Genomic DNA, 18693 nt, shown 5'->3' with positions numbered 1-18693 from the left:
TCGCGGCAGAAAATCACCGCAGTCTTCACCAGAATGGGGAACCATGACCGAGTCGATCGCCGACCCGGCGCCCGCACGCCGCGGCGGCCGCACCCGCGGTCCGTCGCTCGGCGACGTCGCCGCGCACGCCGGGGTCTCCACCCAGACCGTCTCGCGCGTCGCCAACGGCCTCACCAACGTGGAGGCCGCCACCCGCGACCGCGTGCTGGCCTCCATGCAGGCGCTCGGCTACCGGCCCAACCGCGCGGCCCGGGCGCTGCGCTCCGGGCTGTTCCGCAACATCGGCGTCGTGATGTTCACCCTGTCGTCGTACGGCAACATGCGGACGCTGGACGCGATCGCCGGCTCGGCCGCGACCGCCGGCTACTCGATCACGGTCGTGCCGGTGGAGCGTCCCACCCAGCAGGACGTCAGCGTCGCTTTCACCCGGCTGCTGGAGCAGGCGGTGGACGGCATCATCATCGTCATCGAGGCCCACATCGTCGACCGCGCCGACGTGGAGCTGCCGTCCGGCCTGTCCGTCGTGGTCATCGACTCCACCGAGCGGCCCGACTATCCGCAGGTGGACACAGACCAGGCCGAGGGCGCGCGCCAGGCCACCGAGCACCTGCTCTCGCTCGGCCACGAGACCGTGTGGCACATCTCCGGGCCGGCCGACTCGTACTCGGCCGCGCGGCGCGAGCAGGCCTGGCGGGACACGCTGGAGGCCGCCGGGGCCCCGGTGCCGGAGGTGTTCCGCGGCGACTGGTCGACCACGGCCGGGTACGGCTACGGCCGGGAGATCGCCGCACGCCCCGAGATCACCGCGGTCTTCGCCGCGAACGACCAGATGGCGCTCGGCGTGCTCCGCGCCCTCCACGAGGCCGGCCGGCGGGTGCCCGCCGACGTGAGCGTGGTCGGCTTCGACGACATGGCGGAGGCGGACTCGTTCTGGCCGCCGCTGACCACCATCCACCAGGAGTTCGAGGCCACCGGCCGCCGCGCGGTCGAGCTGCTCATCGCCGAGATCGAGGGCCGGCCGGAGCCGGTACGCTCGTCGGTGCTCCCGACCCGCCTCGTCGTCCGCGCGAGCACCGCCCCGGCGCCCGCCGCCCCACCCGCCTCCCCGTCGCCGAAGGGCACGTAAACGCCCCTAAGACCGCGTTTTAGGGGCGTTTACGTGCCCCTCGGCGGTCAGTTCGGGCGCCGTGCGGAGGAACTCCGCCCACGTGACCCGGCCGCGCCGGGCCGCGGCGCCGGCGAGGTTGGCGTCGGCGCGGTAGGCCGCGCCCACTTTCCCGGGGAGGCCGAAGCGCACGAACCGACGCCGCAGGCCGCGCGCCTCGGCGTACTCGCGCAGCAGCTCCTCCGCCTCCAGCACCTCCGGACCCGCGATCTCGCCTGCCAGTCCGGCCGGCGACCCCGATGCGAGCTCGGCCAGCCGTTCGGCGACCTCCCCGGCGTCCACTGGCTCGAAGCGGATGCGCGGCGCGGGCGCGACGCGCAGCTTCGTCATCCCGGCCGCCATCCGCAGCACGAGCTGGTGGACCTGCGCCGCCCGCAGCACGGTCGACGGCACCGCCGACGCTGCGAAGATCGTCTCGACCTGCTCCTTCGCGCGGAAGTACCCGATCGGCATCCGCCCAGCACCGACCACCGAGAGCGTGAGGATGTGCCGTACGCCCGCGCGCTCGGCCGCGGCCCCGACGTTCGCGGCCGCGACGTCGTCGCCCTTCGCCCCACCGGCGAGGTGGACCACGACCTCCGCACCCGTCATCGCGGTGTCGAGGCCCGCGCCGGTCATCACGTCTCCCACCCTGTGGTCCGCGGCGCCCGCCCGCGCGTGCCGGGTCAGCACACGCACCGCCGCGCCGCGCTCCTCCAGCAGCGGCACCAGCCGCCGCCCGATCGTGCCGGTCCCGCCGGTCACCAGGATCCGTCCGTCCATGTCGTCCTCCTGTCACATCGAGGCGCACCGCCTCGTCGATAGGGTGACGAGCAGGTGACGGAGGATGTGACATGACCGAGGACGACGAGCGGCTGGCCGCCCGCTTCGAGGGAGCGCGGCCGCGACTGCGCGCGATCGCGACCCAGCTGCTGGGCTCAGCGGCCGACGCTGACGACGCGGTCCAGGAGGCCTGGCTCCGCCTCCGGCGCACCGATGTCGCCGCGATCGACAACCTCGACGCCTGGCTCACCACCGTGGTCTCCCGGGTCTGCCTCGACCAGCTCAAGAGCGCTCGGCGGACGCGGGAGCGGTCGTGGGAGGTCCTCCCCTGGCAGGACGAGCCCGTGTCCGACCTCGGCGACCCCGCCGAGCTGGCCGCGCTCGGCGACCGGGTGAGCGTCGCGCTCCTGGTCGTCCTGGAGACGCTCTCGCCCGCCGAACGCCTCGCCTTCGTGCTGCACGACGTGTTCGGCCTCCCGTTCGAGGAGGTCGCCGGGGTGCTCGACCGCTCCCCCGACGCCGCGCGCCAGCTCGCGTCCCGCGCCCGCCGCCGGCTCCGGGAGGCGCCCCCGCCCGCGCGCCCGGCCCGGCGCGAGCAGCGCGGTGTGCTCGACGCCTGGCTGCGCGCGGTGCAGGAGGGCGACCTGTCGGCGCTGCTGGCGCTCCTCGACGACGGCGCGGTGCTGCACGCCGACTACGGGCGCGGACGGCTGCAGACCCTCGTGGGCGCGGCCGCCATCGCCGAGCAGGCGACCCTCGCGGCCCGCCTCGCGCAGACCTCCGTCCCGGTGCTCATCGACGGCCGGCCGGGCGTGGCCGCGGTGGTGGACGGGCGCGTCGTGTCGGTGATGGCGTTCGACATCGCCGCCGGCCGTATCCGCGCCCTCGACGTGCTCTTCGACCCCGCCCGCCTCGCGCACACCCGCCTCTGACACCCGCCGAGGGGCACGTTGTTGTCACTTCCGCGCGCGAAAAGTGACAACGACGTGCCCTTCGGCGGTCAGCTCGCGCGCTCGACCACCTCGAAGCGGTTGCCGTCGGCATCCCGCGCCTGGAACATCGCGGGCACGCCGGGCCAGCGCAGCAGCGCCCCCACGTCCACCCCGCGCCGGGTCAGCTCCTCGTGGGTGGCCCCCGCGTCCGCGCTCTCGAACCGGATGCCCGTCTCGATTCCGGCCGGGACGTCGTCGCTCGCGACCACGAGCGACACCGACACCGCGGACCCGGGCGGCGCGAGCATGATCCAGCGCCCTCCCGTCGGCAGCGGCGCGTCGACCAGCACCTCGAACCCCAGCACGTCCCGGTAGAAGGCCAGCCCCGCGTCCTGGTCCGCGACCGGGATGCCGATGGTGTTGACCCCGATGATCCCTGTGTCCGTCATGACCGCATCCTCCTCTCGCCGTCGTCCTCCTGACAACAGGCGTCAGCCGCGGCTCACCAACGGCCGCACCTCGATCCCCCCGTGCCCCTGCCGCGCCTCCGCAAGCGAGCCCGCCAACGCGACCGCCTCCTCCTGACTCCCCGCCTCGATCACGTAGAACCCCCCGACGACCTCCTTGGACTCCGAGAACGGCCCGTCGGTGGGCCGTGGCTCACCGTCCGGGCCGGTGCGGACCGTCGTCGCCGTGGACGACGCCTGCAGCTCCCCCGCGGCACGCACCGCAGCGCCCGCCTTCTCGTTGAACGCCCGGTGGGCCTCGTCGACCGCGGCGCGCCCCTCCTGGTCGAGCGCGTCCCAGCGGCTCTCGTCGCCGTAGATGAGGATCAGGTAGCCGGTCATGTCTCTCCCTTTCGTGGATGCTCGTGGATGCCGAACACCTGGACGTCGAACGGGCGGAGCCGTTTTCGACAGCGGCTATACTGCTGACGTCCGGCCGTCCAACGGCCCGGTGCTCGAAAAATGGGCACGAAGCCGCGCTCGGCGGAACAGCAGCGCGCGAGACACATACGGATCATCGCACCTCCGTTCCCGTCTCGAAAGGCACCGTCATGCCCTCCGTCTCCGCGCACGTCGCCGCCACCCTCGCCCGCCACGTCGACCAGGTCTTCGGGGTGATGGGCAACGGCAACGCCCACTTCCTCGACGCCATCGAGCGCGAGGGACGGGTCCCGTACACCCCCATGCGCCACGAGGCCGGCGCGGTCGTCGCCGCCGACGCGTACCACCGCGCGTCCGGGAGGCTCGCCGCCGCCACCGCCACCTACGGCGCCGGGTTCACCAACACCCTGACCGCGCTGGCGGAGGCCCGCCAGGCGCACATCCCGCTCGTCCTCGTCGTCGGCGACGAGCCGACCTCCGGCCCGCGCCCGTGGGGCGTCGACCAGATCGCGCTGGCCAGCGCGGTCGGCGCGCGCACCTACACGGTCGGCCGCACCGACGCCGCGGCGACCACGGCCATCGCGGTCGAACACGCGCTCACCTACCGCGTGCCCACCGTGCTCGCGATCCCCTACGACGTCGCCACCCGGGAGGCCGGCCCGGTGCCCGAGGCGCCGGCGCCCGCCCTCCCCGCACCGCTCGCCCCCGCCGGCCCGTTCGCGCGCGGCGCGATCGCGGACGCCGCCGCAGCCCTCGCCGGTGCGGAACGCCCGTTCCTGCTCGCGGGCCGCGGCGCCTGGATCGCCGGCGCGGGCGACGCGCTCGGCGCCCTCGCCGACGCCACCGGCGCCCTCACCGCCGGCACCGCGCTCGGCCGCGGCGTGTTCCCCGACGACCGCTACGACCTCGGCGTGACCGGGGGCTTCGGCGCGGAGGGCGCGATGGAGGCCGTCCGCTCGGCCGACGTCGCGGTCGTCTTCGGCGCGTCCCTCAACCAGTTCACGATGCGCTTCGGCGACCTGTTCGCGCCGGGCACACGCGTCATCCAGGTGGATGTCGCCCCCGCCGCGACCCACCCGAACGTCGGCGCCTACCTGCGCGGCGACGCCCGCGTGGTCGCCGAGGCGCTGCTGGAGGAACTGCGCACGCTCGGCGCCGCCCCCTCCGGCTGGCGCGAGTCGGCCGACCTCCCGGCACTCCGCATGCGCCCCGCCGGCGACGGCCTGGCCGCGGACGGCCGCCTCGACCCGCGCACGGCCGCGGCCCGGATCGGCGAGCTGCTGCCCACCGACCGCGTCGTCGTCTCCGACGGCGGTCACTTCATCGGCTGGGCGAACATGTACTGGCCGGTCGCCTCCCCGGACCGGATGATCATGGTCGGCACCGCCTACCAGTCGATCGGCCTCGGCTTCCCGAGCGTCGCCGGCGCCGCGCTCGCGCACCCGGAGTCGACGATCGTACTCACGACCGGCGACGGCGGCGGCCTGATGGCGCTGGCCGACCTGGAGTCCGCGGTGCGCGTCGCGGGAGGCCGCGGCCTGTGCGTGGTCTGGAACGACGCCGCCTACGGCGCGGAGGTCAACCTCTACGGCCTGAAGGGCCTCGCGCAGGGCCCGATGCGCATCCCGGAAGTCGACTTCGCCGGACTCGGCGCGGCGGTCGGCGCGGAGGGCGTCGTGGTGCGGACTCCGGAAGACTTGGAGGCGCTGGCCCACTGGACGGCGCGCCCGGCGGCCGAGCGCCCGTTCCTGGTGCTGGACCTGCGGATCTCGGGCGATGTGGTGGCGCCGTATCAGGAGGAGATCATCCGCGTGAACTCGTGACGCACGTCTGACTGCGTGGCGCACTGACCGATCCGCCCCGATGGCCGATAGTGACTGACGTACCTCCCTTCGCTGTTCCGTCGTGAGTCGTCAGTCGTAAGTCGTCAGGAGTGCCATGCCCGAGTCAGCGTCCCGTCCCGCACGCCACCGGGCGACCGGCCACCGAGTCCAGGCGGCCGTCCGCCGGCTGCTCGGTCAGTTCCGCCCCGGCCGCCGCACCTCGCATCGGCGGCAGGCCATGATCGCGGTGCTGGCCGTCGCCGGCCTTCTTGGCGCCGGCGCCGTCGCGACCTCCGGTGCGCTGGCAGCCGCGACACCGCGCGTGAACGTCACCTGGACGACCGCGAACTCCTGGACCACGGGCTTCCAGTCGGCGGTCACCGTGGCCAATGGGACCAGCACGACGCTGAAGCCGTGGCAGGTGCGCTTCGACTTCCCGCACACGCTCGTCAGCATCTGGTCGGCGGTGTCCACGACCTCGCCCGCCGGGACGCTCACGGTCGGCGCGCCCTCGTGGGCGACCAGCCTGGCCCCGGGAGGCTCGGCCTCATTCGGCCTGACCGCCACCCGGGCCGGGACGGCAGCGATCGTGCCGACGTCGTGCACGATCGTCGGACTGCCGGCCGGTGCGAGCGTGCCGTGCGCGGTGAACGGAGCGGCGGCAGGCGGCGCCACGACGTCGCCCACGCCGACGCCGACCCCCACGCCGACCTCCACCCCCACACCGACCGCCACTCCGACTCCGACCCCCACCCCCACGCCCGGCGCCGGCCTCACCGTCTCCTGGACCGTCACCTCGGAGTGGACCTCCGGCTTCCAGTCGTCCGTCGCGGTCACCAACACCTCCCAGACCACGCTGTCGCCCTGGCAGCTCGCCTTCACGACCGCCGACGGCGTCGTCACCCTCTGGGATGGCACCGCCACGACCACGAGCGACGGCTTCGGCGTGACCGCGCCGTCCTACGCCACCACGCTCGCTCCCGGCGCGACCGCGACCTTCGGCCTCACCTCGGCGAAGGCGGCGGGAGCCCCGCTGGTCCCGACCGCCTGCCGCGTGGTCGGGGCGAACCTCCCATGCTCGATCGGCGGAGGCGCCACCGCGACGCCGACACCCACACCGACTCCGACGCCCACTCCGACGCCCACCCCCACTCCGGCCCCGTCCCCCACCCCCGGCACCCCCTCCACCCTCCTCATCGCCCCCTACGTCGACATGGGCCTCTGGCCGACCGCCGACCTCACCTCGTTCGCGTCGTCGGCGGGTGTGCGCGCGGTCACCACGGCGTTCATCGTCGCCGACCGCAGCAGCGCCTGCTCGCCCACCTGGGCCGGTTACACCGCCTACACGATCGGCGGCAGCCAGGACTTCCTCGCCGACGTCACGGCCTTCCAGTCGCAGGGCGGCCGGGTCGTCGCCTCCTTCGGCGGCGCGGCCAACGACGAGCTCGCACGGGTCTGCACCGACCCCGCCAAGCTCCTCGCCGCCTACTCGACGGTGGTCTCGCGGTTCGCGCTCGACCGGGTGGACTTCGACATCGAGGGCGCCGACGTCTCCGACTCCGCGTCGAACCTCCGTCGCGCCGCCGCGGTCGCGACCCTCCAGCGGCAGCGCGCCGCGGCGGGCCACCCGCTACAGGTCACGCTCACGCTGTCGGTGATGCCGTACGGACTGCTCGCCAGCGGCCTCCGCACGATCTCCGAGTTCACCGCCGCGGGCGTCCAGCTCTCCGCGGTCAACCTCATGACGATGGACTACGGCACCGGCGTGACGGACATGGGGAAGGCCGCGATCGACGCCGCCACCGCGACCGCCGGACAGCTGAAGGGCGTCGCCGCATACGCCTCCTGGACCGACGCCCAGCGCCTCGGCCTGATCGCCGTGACCCCGATGTTCGGCCTGAACGACACCGGCGAGCAGTTCACGCTGACCGACGCCACGACGGTGGGACGCTACGCGAAGGCGAACGGACTCGCCGGCCTGAGCTGGTGGGAGCTGACCCGCGACCAGCCGTGCACGTCGGGCATCCCCGCGTACATGTGCTCGGGGACGAGCCAGCCGCGCTGGGCATACTCCCGGGCGTTCGTCGCAGCGGCGGGCTGAGCCGCGGCCGCGCGTCCCGCCCGGGATGCGAAAGAATGGGCGCATGGCGAGCACACCTGACGACGCGGGCGCACCGGAGGCGCCCGGCGCCGCGCCCGCCCCGCACTCGCAGACGCTCTCCCGCGGCATCCGCGTGCTGGAGGCGCTGGCCGACGCCGACCGCCCGCTCACCATCGTCGAGCTCGCCGCCGCCCTCGGCGTGCACCGCTCGATCGTCTACCGCATCCTCCGCACACTGGAGGACCACGGCCTCGTCGTCCGCAACCCGGCCGGGGCCGCGCTGCTCGGGCCGCGGATGGCGACCCTTGCCCGCGCCGTGTCCCGCGACCTCCAGTCCGCCGCCGTCCCGGAGCTCGGCGCGGTCGCCAACGAGCTCGGGATGACCGCCTTCCTCGCCGTGCTCGACCGCGGGGAGGTCGTCACCCTGGTCAGCATCGAGCCCTCGCACGCGCACGCCGCCGTCGCCCAGCGGCCTGGCAGCCGGCACCCGATCACCACGGGCGCGCCGGGCATCGCCCTCCAGTCGGCGCTCACCGAGGCCCAGTGGGGCGAGCTGCCCGACGGTCACCCGCGCGAGGAGGCGATGGAGGCCCGCGGGCGCGGCTTCGCGACCAGCCACGACGAGGTCATCCCCGGCCTGGCGTCGGTGGCGGTGCCGCTCGTCGTCCACGGGCAGCCGCTCGCCGCGCTCGCGGTCGTGTACGTGGCGAACGGCCGGGACGTGGCCGCGATCGGCGCCCGCCTCGGCCGGGCGGCGGCGACCGTCGCCGGCGAGCTGCGCTGACCCGGCCGGCGACCACCCGTCAGACGGCCGCCTTCTCCTCAGCCCCCACCCGCAGGATCGGCGCGAAGAACTCCCCCAGCTCCGCGTACCCCGCCAGCGGCAGCACCTGCGCCACGTACTGATCCGGCCGCACCGCCACGATCACCCCGCCGCGGTCGATCCCGCGCGCGCCGAACACGTCCTCCCCCGGCGCCGCCGCGTACACCTTCTCGTAGTCGATCAGGTCGAACGGCCCGGTCCGCGGCAGGAACGCCTCCGGCACCCGGCCGAGGTCGACGCCGGTGTGGTCCTGCTGGTACACGACCTTCACGTCGAACCAGGCGTCGACATCCGCGTCGCGCGGGGTCGCGGCGAGCGGCGAGTCCGCGGAGGTCGTGAGCCAGTCCGCGAACGCCGGCACCAGCGCACCCTCCCCGGCCGCCGCCGCGTCGGCGAACACGTAGATCCGCCAGCGCCCGTCCGCCGTCGCGTGGTGCCCCAGGTGCACCGGGTTCCCGTCGCAGACCCGCTCCACGACCGGCGACTTGAACCGCTTGCCGATCGGGAACCCGGTCGCGAGCTCCTGGTGCTCCGGCTCCCCGACGATCAGCGACGGCGCGTACTCGGTCAGGAACCCCGCGGGGAACTCCGCCGTGCGCACGTAGAAGTCCTCCAGCTCGGACGGGTCCTTCAGGTCCTCCGGCTTCGTGGCCATCAGCGTCGACCACTCCTTGTCGAAGTCGATCAGGTTCTTGGCGACCACGTGCCGCTCCGCCGAGTACGTCGCCAGCAGCGACTCCGGGCTGCGGCCCTGCAGCACGTGGCCGAGCTTCCAGCCGAGGTTGAAGCCGTCCTGGATGGAGACGTTCATCCCCTGCCCGGCCTTGGCGCTGTGCGTGTGGCAGGCGTCGCCGGCGATGAACACCCGCGGCGTGCGCGACCCCAGCACATCGACCGGGATGTCGTCGAACCGGTCGGTCAGCCGGTGGCCGACCTCGTAGACGCTGTGCCAGGCGACGTTGCGCACGTCGAGCGTGTACGGGTGCAGGATCTCGTTCGCCTTCGCGATGATCTGCTCGATGCTCGTCGCCCGCACCGCGCCGTGGTCGTCGTCCGCCACCGCGCCGAGGTCCACGTACATCCGGAACAGGTAGCCGCCCTCGCGCGGGATGAGGAGGATGTTGCCGTACTCCGACTGGATCGAGCACTTGGTGCGGATGTCGGGGAAGTCGGTGACCGCGAGCACGTCCATGACACCCCAGGCGTGGTTGGCCTGGTCTCCAGCGAGGGTGCAGCCGATGGACTCGCGCACCTTGCTGCGCGCGCCGTCCGCGCCGACCACGTACTTGGCGCGCACCACCCGCTCCTCGCCCGCGTTCTCACCCGCGCTGCGCACGAGCGTCACGACGACCGGGTACTCTCCCTCGTCCTCGACGCGGAGGCCGCGGAACTCCCAGCCGTAATCCGGCCGCATCCGCGTCGGGCCGTTGCCCATGAACTCGGCGAAGTAGTCGAGCACGCGCGCCTGGTTGACGAGCAGGTGCGGGAACTCGCTGATCCCGGTCGGGTCGTCCACGGCACGCGCGGCCCGGACGATGCGGGTGGGGTCGGCCGGGTCCGGCTTCCAGAACGCCATCTCAGTGATCCGGTAGGCCTCGGCGGTGATCCGCTCCGCGAACCCGAACGCCTGGAAGGTCTCGACGCTGCGCGCCTGGATGCCGTCCGCCTGCCCGATCTCCAGCCGGCCGCCGCGACGCTCCACGAGCCGGGTGCTGACGCCGGGGAACTGCGCGAGCTGCGCCGCCGCGACCATCCCGGCGGGCCCGGAGCCGACGACGAGCACGTCCATGACCTCCGGCAGCTCGGGCGACCAGGCCGGCCCGGCCGCGGGCAGCACGTGCGGGTCGCCGGACACGTAGCCGTGGTGGTGGAACTGCATGGGGAGGCTCCTCACATCGTCGTGATCGCGTGTTCTATATCCGAACGCCTGGTTCTGATTTCGCACAATCAGGATAGAGCCCACGACGACGACCGGCAAGCGCGACCGACGCGCCAGGCGACGAAGAAGGAGGAGGAAGGAACGGAGCCGACTGCGAGGTTCGAACTCGCGACCGCTCGCTTACAAGGCGAGTGCTCTACCAGCTGAGCTAAGTCGGCGAACAGGCCGGACGCCCGTCGCGAACCATCCTAGAGGATGCGCGGCGGGCGCCCTGGTGCCGAACGGGAGGCCGGAACTCAGCTCCCCGCGCTCGGCGACGGCGTCGGCGTGGAGGTCGACGAGTACTCGTCGCCCTGCGCCTGGAGGATGAACGCCTTGAAGTCGTCCGCGTTCGTCAGCGAGCCGGTGTACGGCTTGCCGTTGACGAGCACGAGCAGCGCGTTCGTCATCTTCTTCACGCTGGAGTTCGGGATCGGGCCGCTGAGCGCGCGGTCGCTGGCGGAGCCGACCCAGGTCTTGAACCGGCCGTCGTCCACGCAGGAGTCGATGTCCGACGGGGAGGCGCCGGCCGCGGCCGCGAGCTTCTTGAGCTGGTCGTCGCTGAGGCCCGGGCCGCCGTCGGCGGGCTGGTTCTGGAACAGCGACTGGTTGAACGCCCAGAACGACCTCGGCGAGTAGTTCGCGACGCAGGCCGCGGCGTTCGCGGCGCGCAGCGAGTATCGGGTGCCCGCGGAGTGGCTGGTGTAGATCGCGACCGGGTGCATCTCGACCGTGACCGCGCCGTCCTTCACCAGCGGCTGGAGCTGCTTGAGGTTCGTGCGCTGGAAGTCGCCGCACAGCTTGCACAGGTAGTCGGCGTAGATGCGGATGTCGACCGAGCTGCCGTTCGGGTCCGGCGCACTGGCGATCGGCTTCGCGTCGGCCGCGAGCGCCGGGGTCGTCTTGACCTTGAGGCCGGAGCCGACGACCACGCCGTCGCTCGCCATGTTCTTCGGGCCCGGGACGGTGGGTCGGATCGCGCCCATGATGACCACCGCGACGATGGCCAGGACCGCGATGACGCCGACCACGATGCCGCCGGACAGCAGGGCCTTGTTCCTGCGGTCCCTGCGGTTCTGGCTCGTGCGGAGCTGTCGGGCTTTCTCCCGCGCGGCTGCGCGGACGTCGCCGCTGCGCTCGTCGGGGTCGTTCATGGAACTCATATCTCGGGGGAATCGGCTCTCGGGGGTAGGCGGTGCGGCGCGCGGGGGGACGTGCCGCCGGGTGTGGCGTGAGCAGACGCAACCAGACGACCATATTGCGGCAGTCTGGGAATAGACCAGACATACCCCGCCCACGCCCCGAGCGCCACCTGGGGATTGGCCCCCGTGTGCGGTACACCGGCGCGCGGCGGCCTCCCGAATACTCGTGGTAAGAGCAGCGCTTCGAATGCCTTACTATGGGGGTCGTGGCATCGACGCCCTTGGACGTCGACGCCACGTCTATTCCTCACAACGGATCGTCCGGCACGTACCTGCCGGTGAAGGAGACAACAGAAACATGGCTACTGTCACGTATGACAAGGCGACCCGGCTCTATCCGGGTTCCAACCGCCCCGCGGTCGACGCCCTCGACCTCGACATCGCGGACGGGGAGTTCCTCGTCCTGGTCGGCCCGTCCGGCTGCGGCAAGTCCACCTCGCTCCGCATGCTCGCGGGCCTCGAAGAGGTCAACGACGGCAACATCTTCATCGGCGAGCGCAACGTCACCGACGTCCCGCCGAAGGACCGCGACATCGCGATGGTGTTCCAGAACTACGCGCTGTACCCGCACATGACGGTCGCCGAGAACATGGGCTTCGCACTCAAGATCGCCGGCGTCGGCAAGGACGAGCGCGCCTCCCGCGTGCTCGAGGCCGCCAAGCTGCTCGACCTGGAGCCCTACCTCGGCCGCAAGCCGAAGGCGCTCTCCGGTGGTCAGCGTCAGCGCGTCGCCATGGGCCGCGCGATCGTCCGCTCCCCCCAGGTGTTCCTCATGGACGAGCCGCTGTCGAACCTCGACGCCAAGCTCCGCGTCCAGACCCGCACCCAGATCGCGTCCCTCACCCGCCGCCTCGGCGTCACCACGGTCTACGTCACCCACGACCAGACCGAGGCGCTGACGATGGGCGACCGCATCGCGGTCCTCAAGGACGGCGTGCTCCAGCAGGTCGGCACCCCGCGCGACCTGTACGCGCAGCCGAAGAACGTCTTCGTCGCCGGCTTCATCGGCTCCCCCGCCATGAACCTGTTCACCGCGGACGTCACTGACGGCGGCATCAAGTTCGGCACGACGGTCGTCCCGGTCGAGCGCGACGTGCTCGCCAACGCGGGCAACTCCGTCACCATCGGTGTCCGCCCGGAGGACGTCGTCGTCTCCACCGCCGAGAGCGGCGGCCTGAAGGTCGCGGTCGACCTCGTCGAGGAGCTCGGCGCCGACGGCTACCTCTACGGGCACTCGGAGGTCGACGGCAAGCGCACCGACATCGTCGGCCGCGTCGACGGCCGCGTTCACCCGAACGCGGGCGACACCGTCTACATCACCCCGAAGCCGGGCCACGTCCACCTCTTCCACGCGGAGTCGGGCGAGCGTCTCGGCGGCGCCGTCGTCGACTGAGGTCGTCGCAGCTGATCCTCACTCTGCCGCAGTCCGGTCCCGGGCTGCGGCAGAGTGCTTTCCGCCCTCACCCGCTCCTGGAAGGCGCCTCATGGCCGGCTCTGTCAACATCACCGCGGCGACCGTCGATCCCGCCCTGCTCGATCTGCCCTGGAACCTGCCGCTGGACCAGTGGTCGAACGAGCACATCGCGCTGCTGCCGAAGGGCATCAGCCGGCACCTCGTCCGGTTCGCGAACCTGTCCGGCTACGTCATCGCCATCAAGGAGACGACCGCGGAGATGGCGCAGCGCGAGTACGAGATGCTGCGCACGCTCCAGCGCCTCGACGTGCCCTGCGTCGACCCCGTCGCCGTCATCAAGAACCGGACGGACGACGACGGCGACGCCCTGAACGCTGCGCTGGTCACCCGGCACCTCAAGTTCTCGCTCCCCTACCGCGCGCTGTTCTCGCAGACCCTGCGCCCGGACACCGCGACCCGCCTGGTCGACGCCCTGGCGGTGCTGCTGGTGCGGCTGCACATCGTCGGCTTCTTCTGGGGTGACGTCTCGCTCTCGAACACGCTGTTCCGCCGAGACGCAGGCGCCTTCGCCGCGTACCTGGTGGACGCGGAGACCGGCCAGCTCTACGACGGCGGCCTGTCGAACGGGCAGCGCGAGAACGACCTGGAGATCGCCCGTGTGAACATCGCCGGCGAGCTGATGGACCTGGAGGCCGGCGGCCGCGTGGACGAGGAGCTCGACCCCATCAAGGTGTCGAACGGGATCGTCGCAGCCTACCGCTCGCTGTGGAAGGAGCTGACCGGCAGCGAGTCGTTCTCCTCGTCGGAGCGCTGGCGGATCAGCCAGCGCGTGGAACGCCTCAACGAGCTCGGCTTCGACATCGAGGAGCTGGCGATCAAGACCTCCGACGAGGGCACGACCGTCCGCATCCAGCCGAAGGTCGTGGACGCGGGCCACCACTCCCGCCGCCTCCTGCGCCTGACCGGCCTGGACACGGGCGAGAACCAGGCCCGCCGCCTCCTCAACGACCTCGACTCGTATTCGGCGACCCTCGGCAAGCGCGGCCTGGACGAGGAGGCGATGGCCCACGAGTGGCTGCTGCGCGTCTTCGAGCCCGTCGTCCGCGCCATCCCCAACGACCTGAAGGGCAAGCTGGAGCCGGCGGAGGTCTTCCACCAGCTCCTGGAGCACCGCTGGTTCATGTCGCAGGCCGAGGGCCGGGACGTCCCCCTGGCGGAGGCGCTGACCTCCTACATCAACGACATCCTCCGCCACCGCCGCGACGAGGCCACGGTCGTCGCGCCGATCACCGAGACGCTCAGCATCCCCGTGATCGGCGGCGCGACCACCGCCGAGACCGACGACGACGAGGACGACTGGCGCTCGAAGGTCTGAGCCGCTCCACCCCCAAACGCCGAGGGGCACGTTGTTGTCGCTTTCCGGGCTCGAAAGCGACAACAACGTGCCCCTCGATCGTTACTTCTTGCCCTCGGCGCGGAGCTTCGAGATCTCGTAGAGGGTGACGCTTGCCGCGATGCCCGCGTTGAGCGACTCCGTGGAGGCCGAGATCGGGATCGACACGACGGCGTCGCAGGTCTCGGTCACGAGGCGGGACAGTCCCTTGCCCTCGCTGCCGACCACGATCACGACCGGTCGGTCGGCGAAGGACAGCCCCGGGAGCGTGGTGTCGCCGCCGCCGTCCAGGCCGAGGACGAAGACGCCCGCCTTCTTGAACTCCTTGAGCGTCTGCGTCAGGTTCGGCGCCATCGCGACGGGCGTGCGCGCCGCGGCGCCCGCGGAGGTCTTCCACGCGGCCGCGGTCATGCCGACCGAGCGGCGCTGCGGGATGATGACGCCCTGACCGCCGAACGCGGCCGTCGAGCGGATGATCGCGCCCAGGTTGCGCGGGTCGGTGATCCCGTCGAGCGCCACGAACAGCGGCGTCTGGCCCTTGCGGAGCGTGTAGTCGAGCAGCTCGCCCGGGTGGGCGTACTCGTAGGGCGGCACCTTCAGCGCGACGCCCTGGTGCACGGCGTCGCGGCCGGCCAGGCGGTCGAGCTCCGGACGCATGATCTCCAGCACCGGGATGGCGCGGCCGGTGGCGATCGAGAGGATCTCCTTCATCCGGTCGTCCATCTCGATCCGCGACGCGATGTAGAGCGTGGAGGCCGGGATCGCCGCCCGCAGCGCCTCCAGGACCGAGTTGCGGCCGGTGACGATCTCGCTCTCGTCGCCGCTCTTCGCCCGGCGGGCCGCGCCGGACGCGCCGCGGGGAGCGCCGTCGCGGCCGCCGCGCAGATCGGCCTTGGCCGCCGCGCGCTCGCGGAGCTGCTTGTTCTTGTAGGCCACGTGGTACTCGCGGTCCTCCGCCTTCGGGGTCGGGCCGCGGCCTTCGAGGGCCTTGCGGCCGTGGCCGCCGGTGCCGACCTGCGCGCCCTTCTTGCTCTTGCGCACTGCCCCGGCCCGGGGCTTGCCACCTGAGTTCTTCATGCTTCGATACTCCAATGCGACCCCGACGGGGTGTCTTCGATACTGATTCCCGCGGCGGTCAATTCGTCGCGGATGCGGTCTGCTGCCGCGAAGTCACGTGCCTGACGCGCCTCCTGACGGTCGTCGAGAAGGCGACCGATCAGCGTGCCGAGCGCGTGCTCGGCCGTGCTCGAACCGGCGGAGCGCCAGTGCGGCGAGAGCGGGTTGATGCCGAGCACCTCGGTCATAGCGAGAACATGGCCGCGCGCGGCCGCGGCCGCCTCCAAGTCTTCCGCATCCAGCGCCGCGTTTCCTGAACGTACCGTGTCGTGCAGCACGGCCAGGGCCTGCGGCACCGCGAGGTCGTCGTCCATCGCCTCCGCGAACGCCCCGGGGACGACCTCCACGCCGCTGCCGGCGAAGCGCGTGCCCGCCAGCCGCCGGTCGACGCGCTCGAAGAAGCCGGCGATCCGGTCGAGCGCCGCCTCGGCCTCGCTGAGCGAGCCGTCGTGGAAGTCGATGGTCGACCGGTAGTGTGCCGAGCCGAGGTAGTACCGCACGACCAGCGGCCGGGCGGCGCCGAGCAGATCGGCGGCGTAGACCGAGTTGCCGAGCGACTTGCTCATCTTCTGACCGTTGACGTGGACGAGACCGTTGTGCACCCAGTAGGAGGCGAACGCGTCCCCGGCGGCCGTCGACTGGGCGAGCTCGTTCTCGTGGTGCGGGAAGCGCAGGTCGAGGCCGCCGCCGTGGATGTCGAACTGCGGCCCGAGGTAGCGGCGCGACATGGCGGAGCACTCGATGTGCCAGCCCGGCCGCCCCTCCCCCCACGGCGACGGGAACGCCGCCGACGCGGGCTCGTCGCTCTTGCGCCCCTTCCACAGGGCGAAGTCGCGCGGATCGCGCTTGGCGCGCGGGTCGGCGTCGGCCGCGGCCTCCATGTTGTCGATGCTCTGCCGGGTGAGCTCGCCGTAGGCCGGCCAGCTCTTCACGTCGAAGTAGACGTCGCCCGAGCCGTCCTCGGCGACGTAGGCGTGCCCGCGCTCGATGAGGCGGGCGATCAGCTCCTGCATCTGCGGGATGCTCGCGGTCGCGCGCGGCTCGTAGGTGGGCGGCTGGACCCCGAGCGCCGTGTAGCCGGCCGTGAACTCCAGCTCGAACCGGTAGGCGAGCGCCCACCACTCCTCCGAGCCGCCCTGCGACTGCGCCGCGAGCGCGTTGACCAGGATCTTGTCGTCGATGTCGGTGACGTTGCGCACGAGCGTGACGTCCAGCCCGCGATACGCGAGCCAGCGGCGCAACTGGTCGTAGACCAGGGCCGACCGGAGGTGCCCGATGTGCGGCGACGACTGCACCGTCGGTCCGCACACGTACATGCCCACCGCACCGGGGCGCAGCGGGACGAAGTCGCGCAGGGCGCCGGCCTTCGTGTCGAAGAGTCGCAGAGTCACGGCACCAGCCTACGGGTCGGGGCGAACGACCGCTTCGCGCGCGACGAAGATGTGGAGGACCGTGTCCGGCCGCGCGCCTGTGGAGGAGTTCAGCGGGCCGCCCGCGCCGCCAGCGCCTCGTTGACCGGCGCGAACGCGACCCGGTCGAAGATCAGCTCGATCGCGGTGATCCGCCCCTCGCGCACGGTGACCAGCTCCACGCACGGCACCGCGCCGGCCGGGGTGTCCGTCACGAAGTCGTAGACGACGCACGCGCGGTCGCCGTCGGCGAAGACCTCCCGCACCTCGTTGCGCACCAGCGCGGGCAGCAGCCGGGCGAGCGCCGCGATCCACTCCTGCTTCCCGATCGTCCCGCCCGCGAAGACGGCCGCGAGGTCGTCGGAGAGGAGGCCGCCGACCGTCTCCAGGTCGTGTGCGCCGACCGCCTCGATGTACGTCCGTGCGATGCCCGCGCTCTCTGCCTGCGTCATGTCGTCCCGTCCCTCTGCTCGCTCCGGCCGAGCCCGATTCCCGAGCCCGTCACGCCACAGGGTAAGGGCCGCCGCCGACATGCGCACGGGTGCGGCGACGGTCAGCGCGGGAACAGCAGCGCGGTGGCGAAGACGGCGATCCCTTCGCCGCGGCCCGTGAACCCGAGCCCGTCCGTCGTCGTCGCACTGAGCGACACCGGGGCGCCGAGGAGGCCGGACAGGAGCTGCTCCGCCTCCACCCGCCGCGGCGCGAACTTCGGCCGCTGCCCGATGATCTGCACCGACACGTTCCCGATCCGGTAGCCCGCCTCCTCCACGAGGCGGCGCGTCTCCGCGAGGAATACCTCCCCGTGCGCTCCTGCGAACCGCGGGTCGCCCGTGCCGAAAACCCCGCCGATGTCGCCGAGGCCCGCCGCCCCGAGCAGGGCGTCGACGATCGCGTGGCTCGCGGCGTCCCCGTCGCTGTGCCCGGACAGCCCCGACTCGTCGGGCCAGTGGAGGCCGGCGAGCCACAGCTCCGCCGCCGGATCGAACGCGTGCGTGTCCGTGCCGAGCCCGATGCGCGGCACACCGGAAGGCGCGAGAAGGTCGTGGGCGCGCTGCAGGTCCCACGGCGTGGTGATCTTGAACGCCTCCGTCGCGCCCGGCACGACCGTCACACGGAATCCGGCCGCCGCGACGAGACCCGCGTCGTCGGTTTCGTCGGTCGTGGCGGCGGCGTAGGCGGCGAGGAGCTGGTCCCGCGGGAAGCCCTGCGGGGTCTGCACGGCGGCGAGCGTGGAGCGGTCCACGGTCTCGTGAACGGAGCCGTCGTCCGCGAGGCGCTTGATGGTGTCGCTGACCGCGAGCCCCGGGATCACGCCGTGACCCGTCTCCACGACCGCGTCGACCACGGCGTCGAACAGTGCGGACGGCGTGAGCGCGCGAGCGGCGTCGTGGACGAGCACCACCTCCACGTCGTCGCCGACCGCGGCGAGCCCGGCCGCGACCGACTGCTGACGGGTCGCGCCTCCTGCCACGACAGCGACGGGATGCCCGAACACACGCACTGCGAGCGCTGCCGCCTCGTCCACGCGATCGGCCGGCACGACGAGCACCGGCTCGGCCGGCGCGCGCATGCCGTGCACGGAATGCAGCGACCGCTCCAGCAGCGTGCGGCCGTCCAGCCCCACGAACGCCTTCGGCACCTCGGCCCCCAGCCGCGTGCCCGAGCCTGCTGCGACGACGACGACCGCGACGTGCGGTCCAGGATTGCTGCTCACCCTCCCGAGACTACCCGCCCGCACAGGATGGGCC

The 18693-nt window shown here is 72.5% G+C and carries 16 protein-coding genes and 1 tRNA gene; 7 read left to right on the top strand and 10 right to left on the bottom strand.

What is annotated here, in order from left to right; all coding sequences use genetic code 11:
• The first annotated feature begins 43 nt into the window (after positions 1 to 43).
• Positions 44 to 1126, top strand: a complete 1083-nt coding sequence (locus ABCS02_RS03600; protein WP_345834229.1) for a LacI family DNA-binding transcriptional regulator — start codon at positions 44 to 46, stop codon at positions 1124 to 1126.
• 6 nt (positions 1127 to 1132) lie between these two features.
• Here ABCS02_RS03600 and ABCS02_RS03595 read toward each other — a convergent pair whose 3' ends face one another.
• Positions 1133 to 1927 (bottom strand): NAD(P)H-binding protein, encoded by a 795-nt coding sequence (locus tag ABCS02_RS03595; RefSeq protein WP_345834228.1) that lies wholly within the window; start codon positions 1925 to 1927, stop codon positions 1133 to 1135.
• 71 nt (positions 1928 to 1998) lie between these two features.
• Between ABCS02_RS03595 and ABCS02_RS03590 the strand changes: the two genes are divergently transcribed.
• Positions 1999 to 2859, top strand: coding sequence for a sigma-70 family RNA polymerase sigma factor (locus ABCS02_RS03590; protein WP_345834227.1), 861 nt, complete (start codon positions 1999 to 2001; stop codon positions 2857 to 2859).
• Between the two features lie 68 nt (positions 2860 to 2927).
• On the opposite strand, the gene ABCS02_RS03585 is transcribed toward ABCS02_RS03590, so the two are convergent.
• Positions 2928 to 3308 carry a VOC family protein gene (locus ABCS02_RS03585; RefSeq protein WP_345834226.1) on the bottom strand — a complete coding sequence of 127 codons (381 nt, stop codon included), beginning with the start codon at positions 3306 to 3308 and terminating at the stop codon, positions 2928 to 2930.
• A 42-nt stretch (positions 3309 to 3350) separates the two neighbouring features.
• Positions 3351 to 3707 (bottom strand): YciI family protein, encoded by a 357-nt coding sequence (locus ABCS02_RS03580; RefSeq protein ID WP_345834225.1) that lies wholly within the window; start codon positions 3705 to 3707, stop codon positions 3351 to 3353.
• 209 nt (positions 3708 to 3916) lie between these two features.
• On the opposite strand from ABCS02_RS03580, the gene ABCS02_RS03575 reads away from it, so the two are divergent.
• From ABCS02_RS03575 to ABCS02_RS03565, 3 genes are all read left to right on the top strand, one after another.
• Positions 3917 to 5569: a thiamine pyrophosphate-binding protein gene (locus ABCS02_RS03575; RefSeq protein WP_345834224.1), complete on the top strand. Its 1653-nt coding sequence runs from the start codon at positions 3917 to 3919 to the stop codon at positions 5567 to 5569.
• 115 nt (positions 5570 to 5684) lie between these two features.
• Complete coding sequence (locus ABCS02_RS03570; RefSeq protein WP_345834223.1) at positions 5685 to 7670, top strand: cellulose binding domain-containing protein; 1986 nt, start codon at positions 5685 to 5687, stop codon at positions 7668 to 7670.
• Positions 7671 to 7713: 43 nt separating this feature from the next.
• Positions 7714 to 8454 carry a helix-turn-helix domain-containing protein gene (locus tag ABCS02_RS03565; protein ID WP_345834222.1) on the top strand — a complete coding sequence of 247 codons (741 nt, stop codon included), beginning with the start codon at positions 7714 to 7716 and terminating at the stop codon, positions 8452 to 8454.
• A 19-nt stretch (positions 8455 to 8473) separates the two neighbouring features.
• Here the strand turns inward: ABCS02_RS03565 and ABCS02_RS03560 are convergent, their stop codons facing one another.
• From ABCS02_RS03560 to ABCS02_RS03550, 3 genes are all read right to left on the bottom strand, one after another.
• Positions 8474 to 10372: an FAD-binding monooxygenase gene (locus ABCS02_RS03560; protein ID WP_345834221.1), complete on the bottom strand. Its 1899-nt coding sequence runs from the start codon at positions 10370 to 10372 to the stop codon at positions 8474 to 8476.
• 145 nt (positions 10373 to 10517) lie between these two features.
• A tRNA-Thr gene (locus tag ABCS02_RS03555) sits at positions 10518 to 10590 on the bottom strand.
• A 78-nt stretch (positions 10591 to 10668) separates the two neighbouring features.
• A complete protein-coding gene (locus ABCS02_RS03550; RefSeq protein WP_345834220.1) occupies positions 10669 to 11565 on the bottom strand; it encodes a thioredoxin domain-containing protein in 897 nt (298 codons plus the stop codon).
• Between the two features lie 346 nt (positions 11566 to 11911).
• On the opposite strand from ABCS02_RS03550, the gene ugpC reads away from it, so the two are divergent.
• Positions 11912 to 13006: a sn-glycerol-3-phosphate ABC transporter ATP-binding protein UgpC gene (gene ugpC, locus ABCS02_RS03545; RefSeq protein WP_345834219.1), complete on the top strand. Its 1095-nt coding sequence runs from the start codon at positions 11912 to 11914 to the stop codon at positions 13004 to 13006.
• 91 nt (positions 13007 to 13097) lie between these two features.
• Entirely contained in the window at positions 13098 to 14402 is a 1305-nt protein-coding gene (locus ABCS02_RS03540) for a DUF4032 domain-containing protein (protein WP_345834218.1), read from the top strand.
• Between the two features lie 81 nt (positions 14403 to 14483).
• Here the strand turns inward: ABCS02_RS03540 and rlmB are convergent, their stop codons facing one another.
• From rlmB to ispD, 4 genes are all read right to left on the bottom strand, one after another.
• Positions 14484 to 15497 carry a 23S rRNA (guanosine(2251)-2'-O)-methyltransferase RlmB gene (gene rlmB / locus ABCS02_RS03535; protein ID WP_345834217.1) on the bottom strand — a complete coding sequence of 338 codons (1014 nt, stop codon included), beginning with the start codon at positions 15495 to 15497 and terminating at the stop codon, positions 14484 to 14486.
• On the bottom strand, positions 15494 to 16927 hold the full coding sequence (cysS, locus tag ABCS02_RS03530; RefSeq protein WP_345834216.1) for a cysteine--tRNA ligase: 1434 nt from the start codon (positions 16925 to 16927) through the stop codon (positions 15494 to 15496). The genes rlmB and cysS overlap by 4 nt, the downstream gene beginning before the upstream one ends.
• Before the next feature lie 89 nt (positions 16928 to 17016).
• Complete coding sequence (locus ABCS02_RS03525; RefSeq protein WP_345834215.1) at positions 17017 to 17397, bottom strand: nuclear transport factor 2 family protein; 381 nt, start codon at positions 17395 to 17397, stop codon at positions 17017 to 17019.
• A 101-nt stretch (positions 17398 to 17498) separates the two neighbouring features.
• Positions 17499 to 18659 (bottom strand): 2-C-methyl-D-erythritol 4-phosphate cytidylyltransferase, encoded by a 1161-nt coding sequence (gene ispD / locus ABCS02_RS03520; protein ID WP_345834214.1) that lies wholly within the window; start codon positions 18657 to 18659, stop codon positions 17499 to 17501.
• Between the last annotated feature and the right edge of the window lie 34 nt (positions 18660 to 18693).

The sequence above is a fragment of the Microbacterium sp. X-17 genome, assembly GCF_039615055.1.
The sequence above is the reverse complement of the archived record's forward strand: the minus strand, read 5'-3'. Positions and strand labels throughout refer to the sequence as shown.

What these genes read in the sequence shown, in the direction of transcription:
- ABCS02_RS03600 (WP_345834229.1), top strand. Translation starts at nt 44, where the DNA reads ATGACCGAGTCGATCGCCGACCCGGCGCCCGCACGCCGCGGCGGCCGC.
- ABCS02_RS03595 (WP_345834228.1), bottom strand. Translation starts at nt 1,927, where the DNA reads ATGGACGGACGGATCCTGGTGACCGGCGGGACCGGCACGATCGGGCGG.
- ABCS02_RS03590 (WP_345834227.1), top strand. Translation starts at nt 1,999, where the DNA reads ATGACCGAGGACGACGAGCGGCTGGCCGCCCGCTTCGAGGGAGCGCGG.
- ABCS02_RS03585 (WP_345834226.1), bottom strand. Translation starts at nt 3,308, where the DNA reads ATGACGGACACAGGGATCATCGGGGTCAACACCATCGGCATCCCGGTC.
- ABCS02_RS03580 (WP_345834225.1), bottom strand. Translation starts at nt 3,707, where the DNA reads ATGACCGGCTACCTGATCCTCATCTACGGCGACGAGAGCCGCTGGGAC.
- ABCS02_RS03575 (WP_345834224.1), top strand. Translation starts at nt 3,917, where the DNA reads ATGCCCTCCGTCTCCGCGCACGTCGCCGCCACCCTCGCCCGCCACGTC.
- ABCS02_RS03570 (WP_345834223.1), top strand. Translation starts at nt 5,685, where the DNA reads ATGCCCGAGTCAGCGTCCCGTCCCGCACGCCACCGGGCGACCGGCCAC.
- ABCS02_RS03565 (WP_345834222.1), top strand. Translation starts at nt 7,714, where the DNA reads ATGGCGAGCACACCTGACGACGCGGGCGCACCGGAGGCGCCCGGCGCC.
- ABCS02_RS03560 (WP_345834221.1), bottom strand. Translation starts at nt 10,372, where the DNA reads ATGCAGTTCCACCACCACGGCTACGTGTCCGGCGACCCGCACGTGCTG.
- ABCS02_RS03550 (WP_345834220.1), bottom strand. Translation starts at nt 11,565, where the DNA reads ATGAACGACCCCGACGAGCGCAGCGGCGACGTCCGCGCAGCCGCGCGG.
- ugpC (WP_345834219.1), top strand. Translation starts at nt 11,912, where the DNA reads ATGGCTACTGTCACGTATGACAAGGCGACCCGGCTCTATCCGGGTTCC.
- ABCS02_RS03540 (WP_345834218.1), top strand. Translation starts at nt 13,098, where the DNA reads ATGGCCGGCTCTGTCAACATCACCGCGGCGACCGTCGATCCCGCCCTG.
- rlmB (WP_345834217.1), bottom strand. Translation starts at nt 15,497, where the DNA reads ATGAAGAACTCAGGTGGCAAGCCCCGGGCCGGGGCAGTGCGCAAGAGC.
- ABCS02_RS03525 (WP_345834215.1), bottom strand. Translation starts at nt 17,397, where the DNA reads ATGACGCAGGCAGAGAGCGCGGGCATCGCACGGACGTACATCGAGGCG.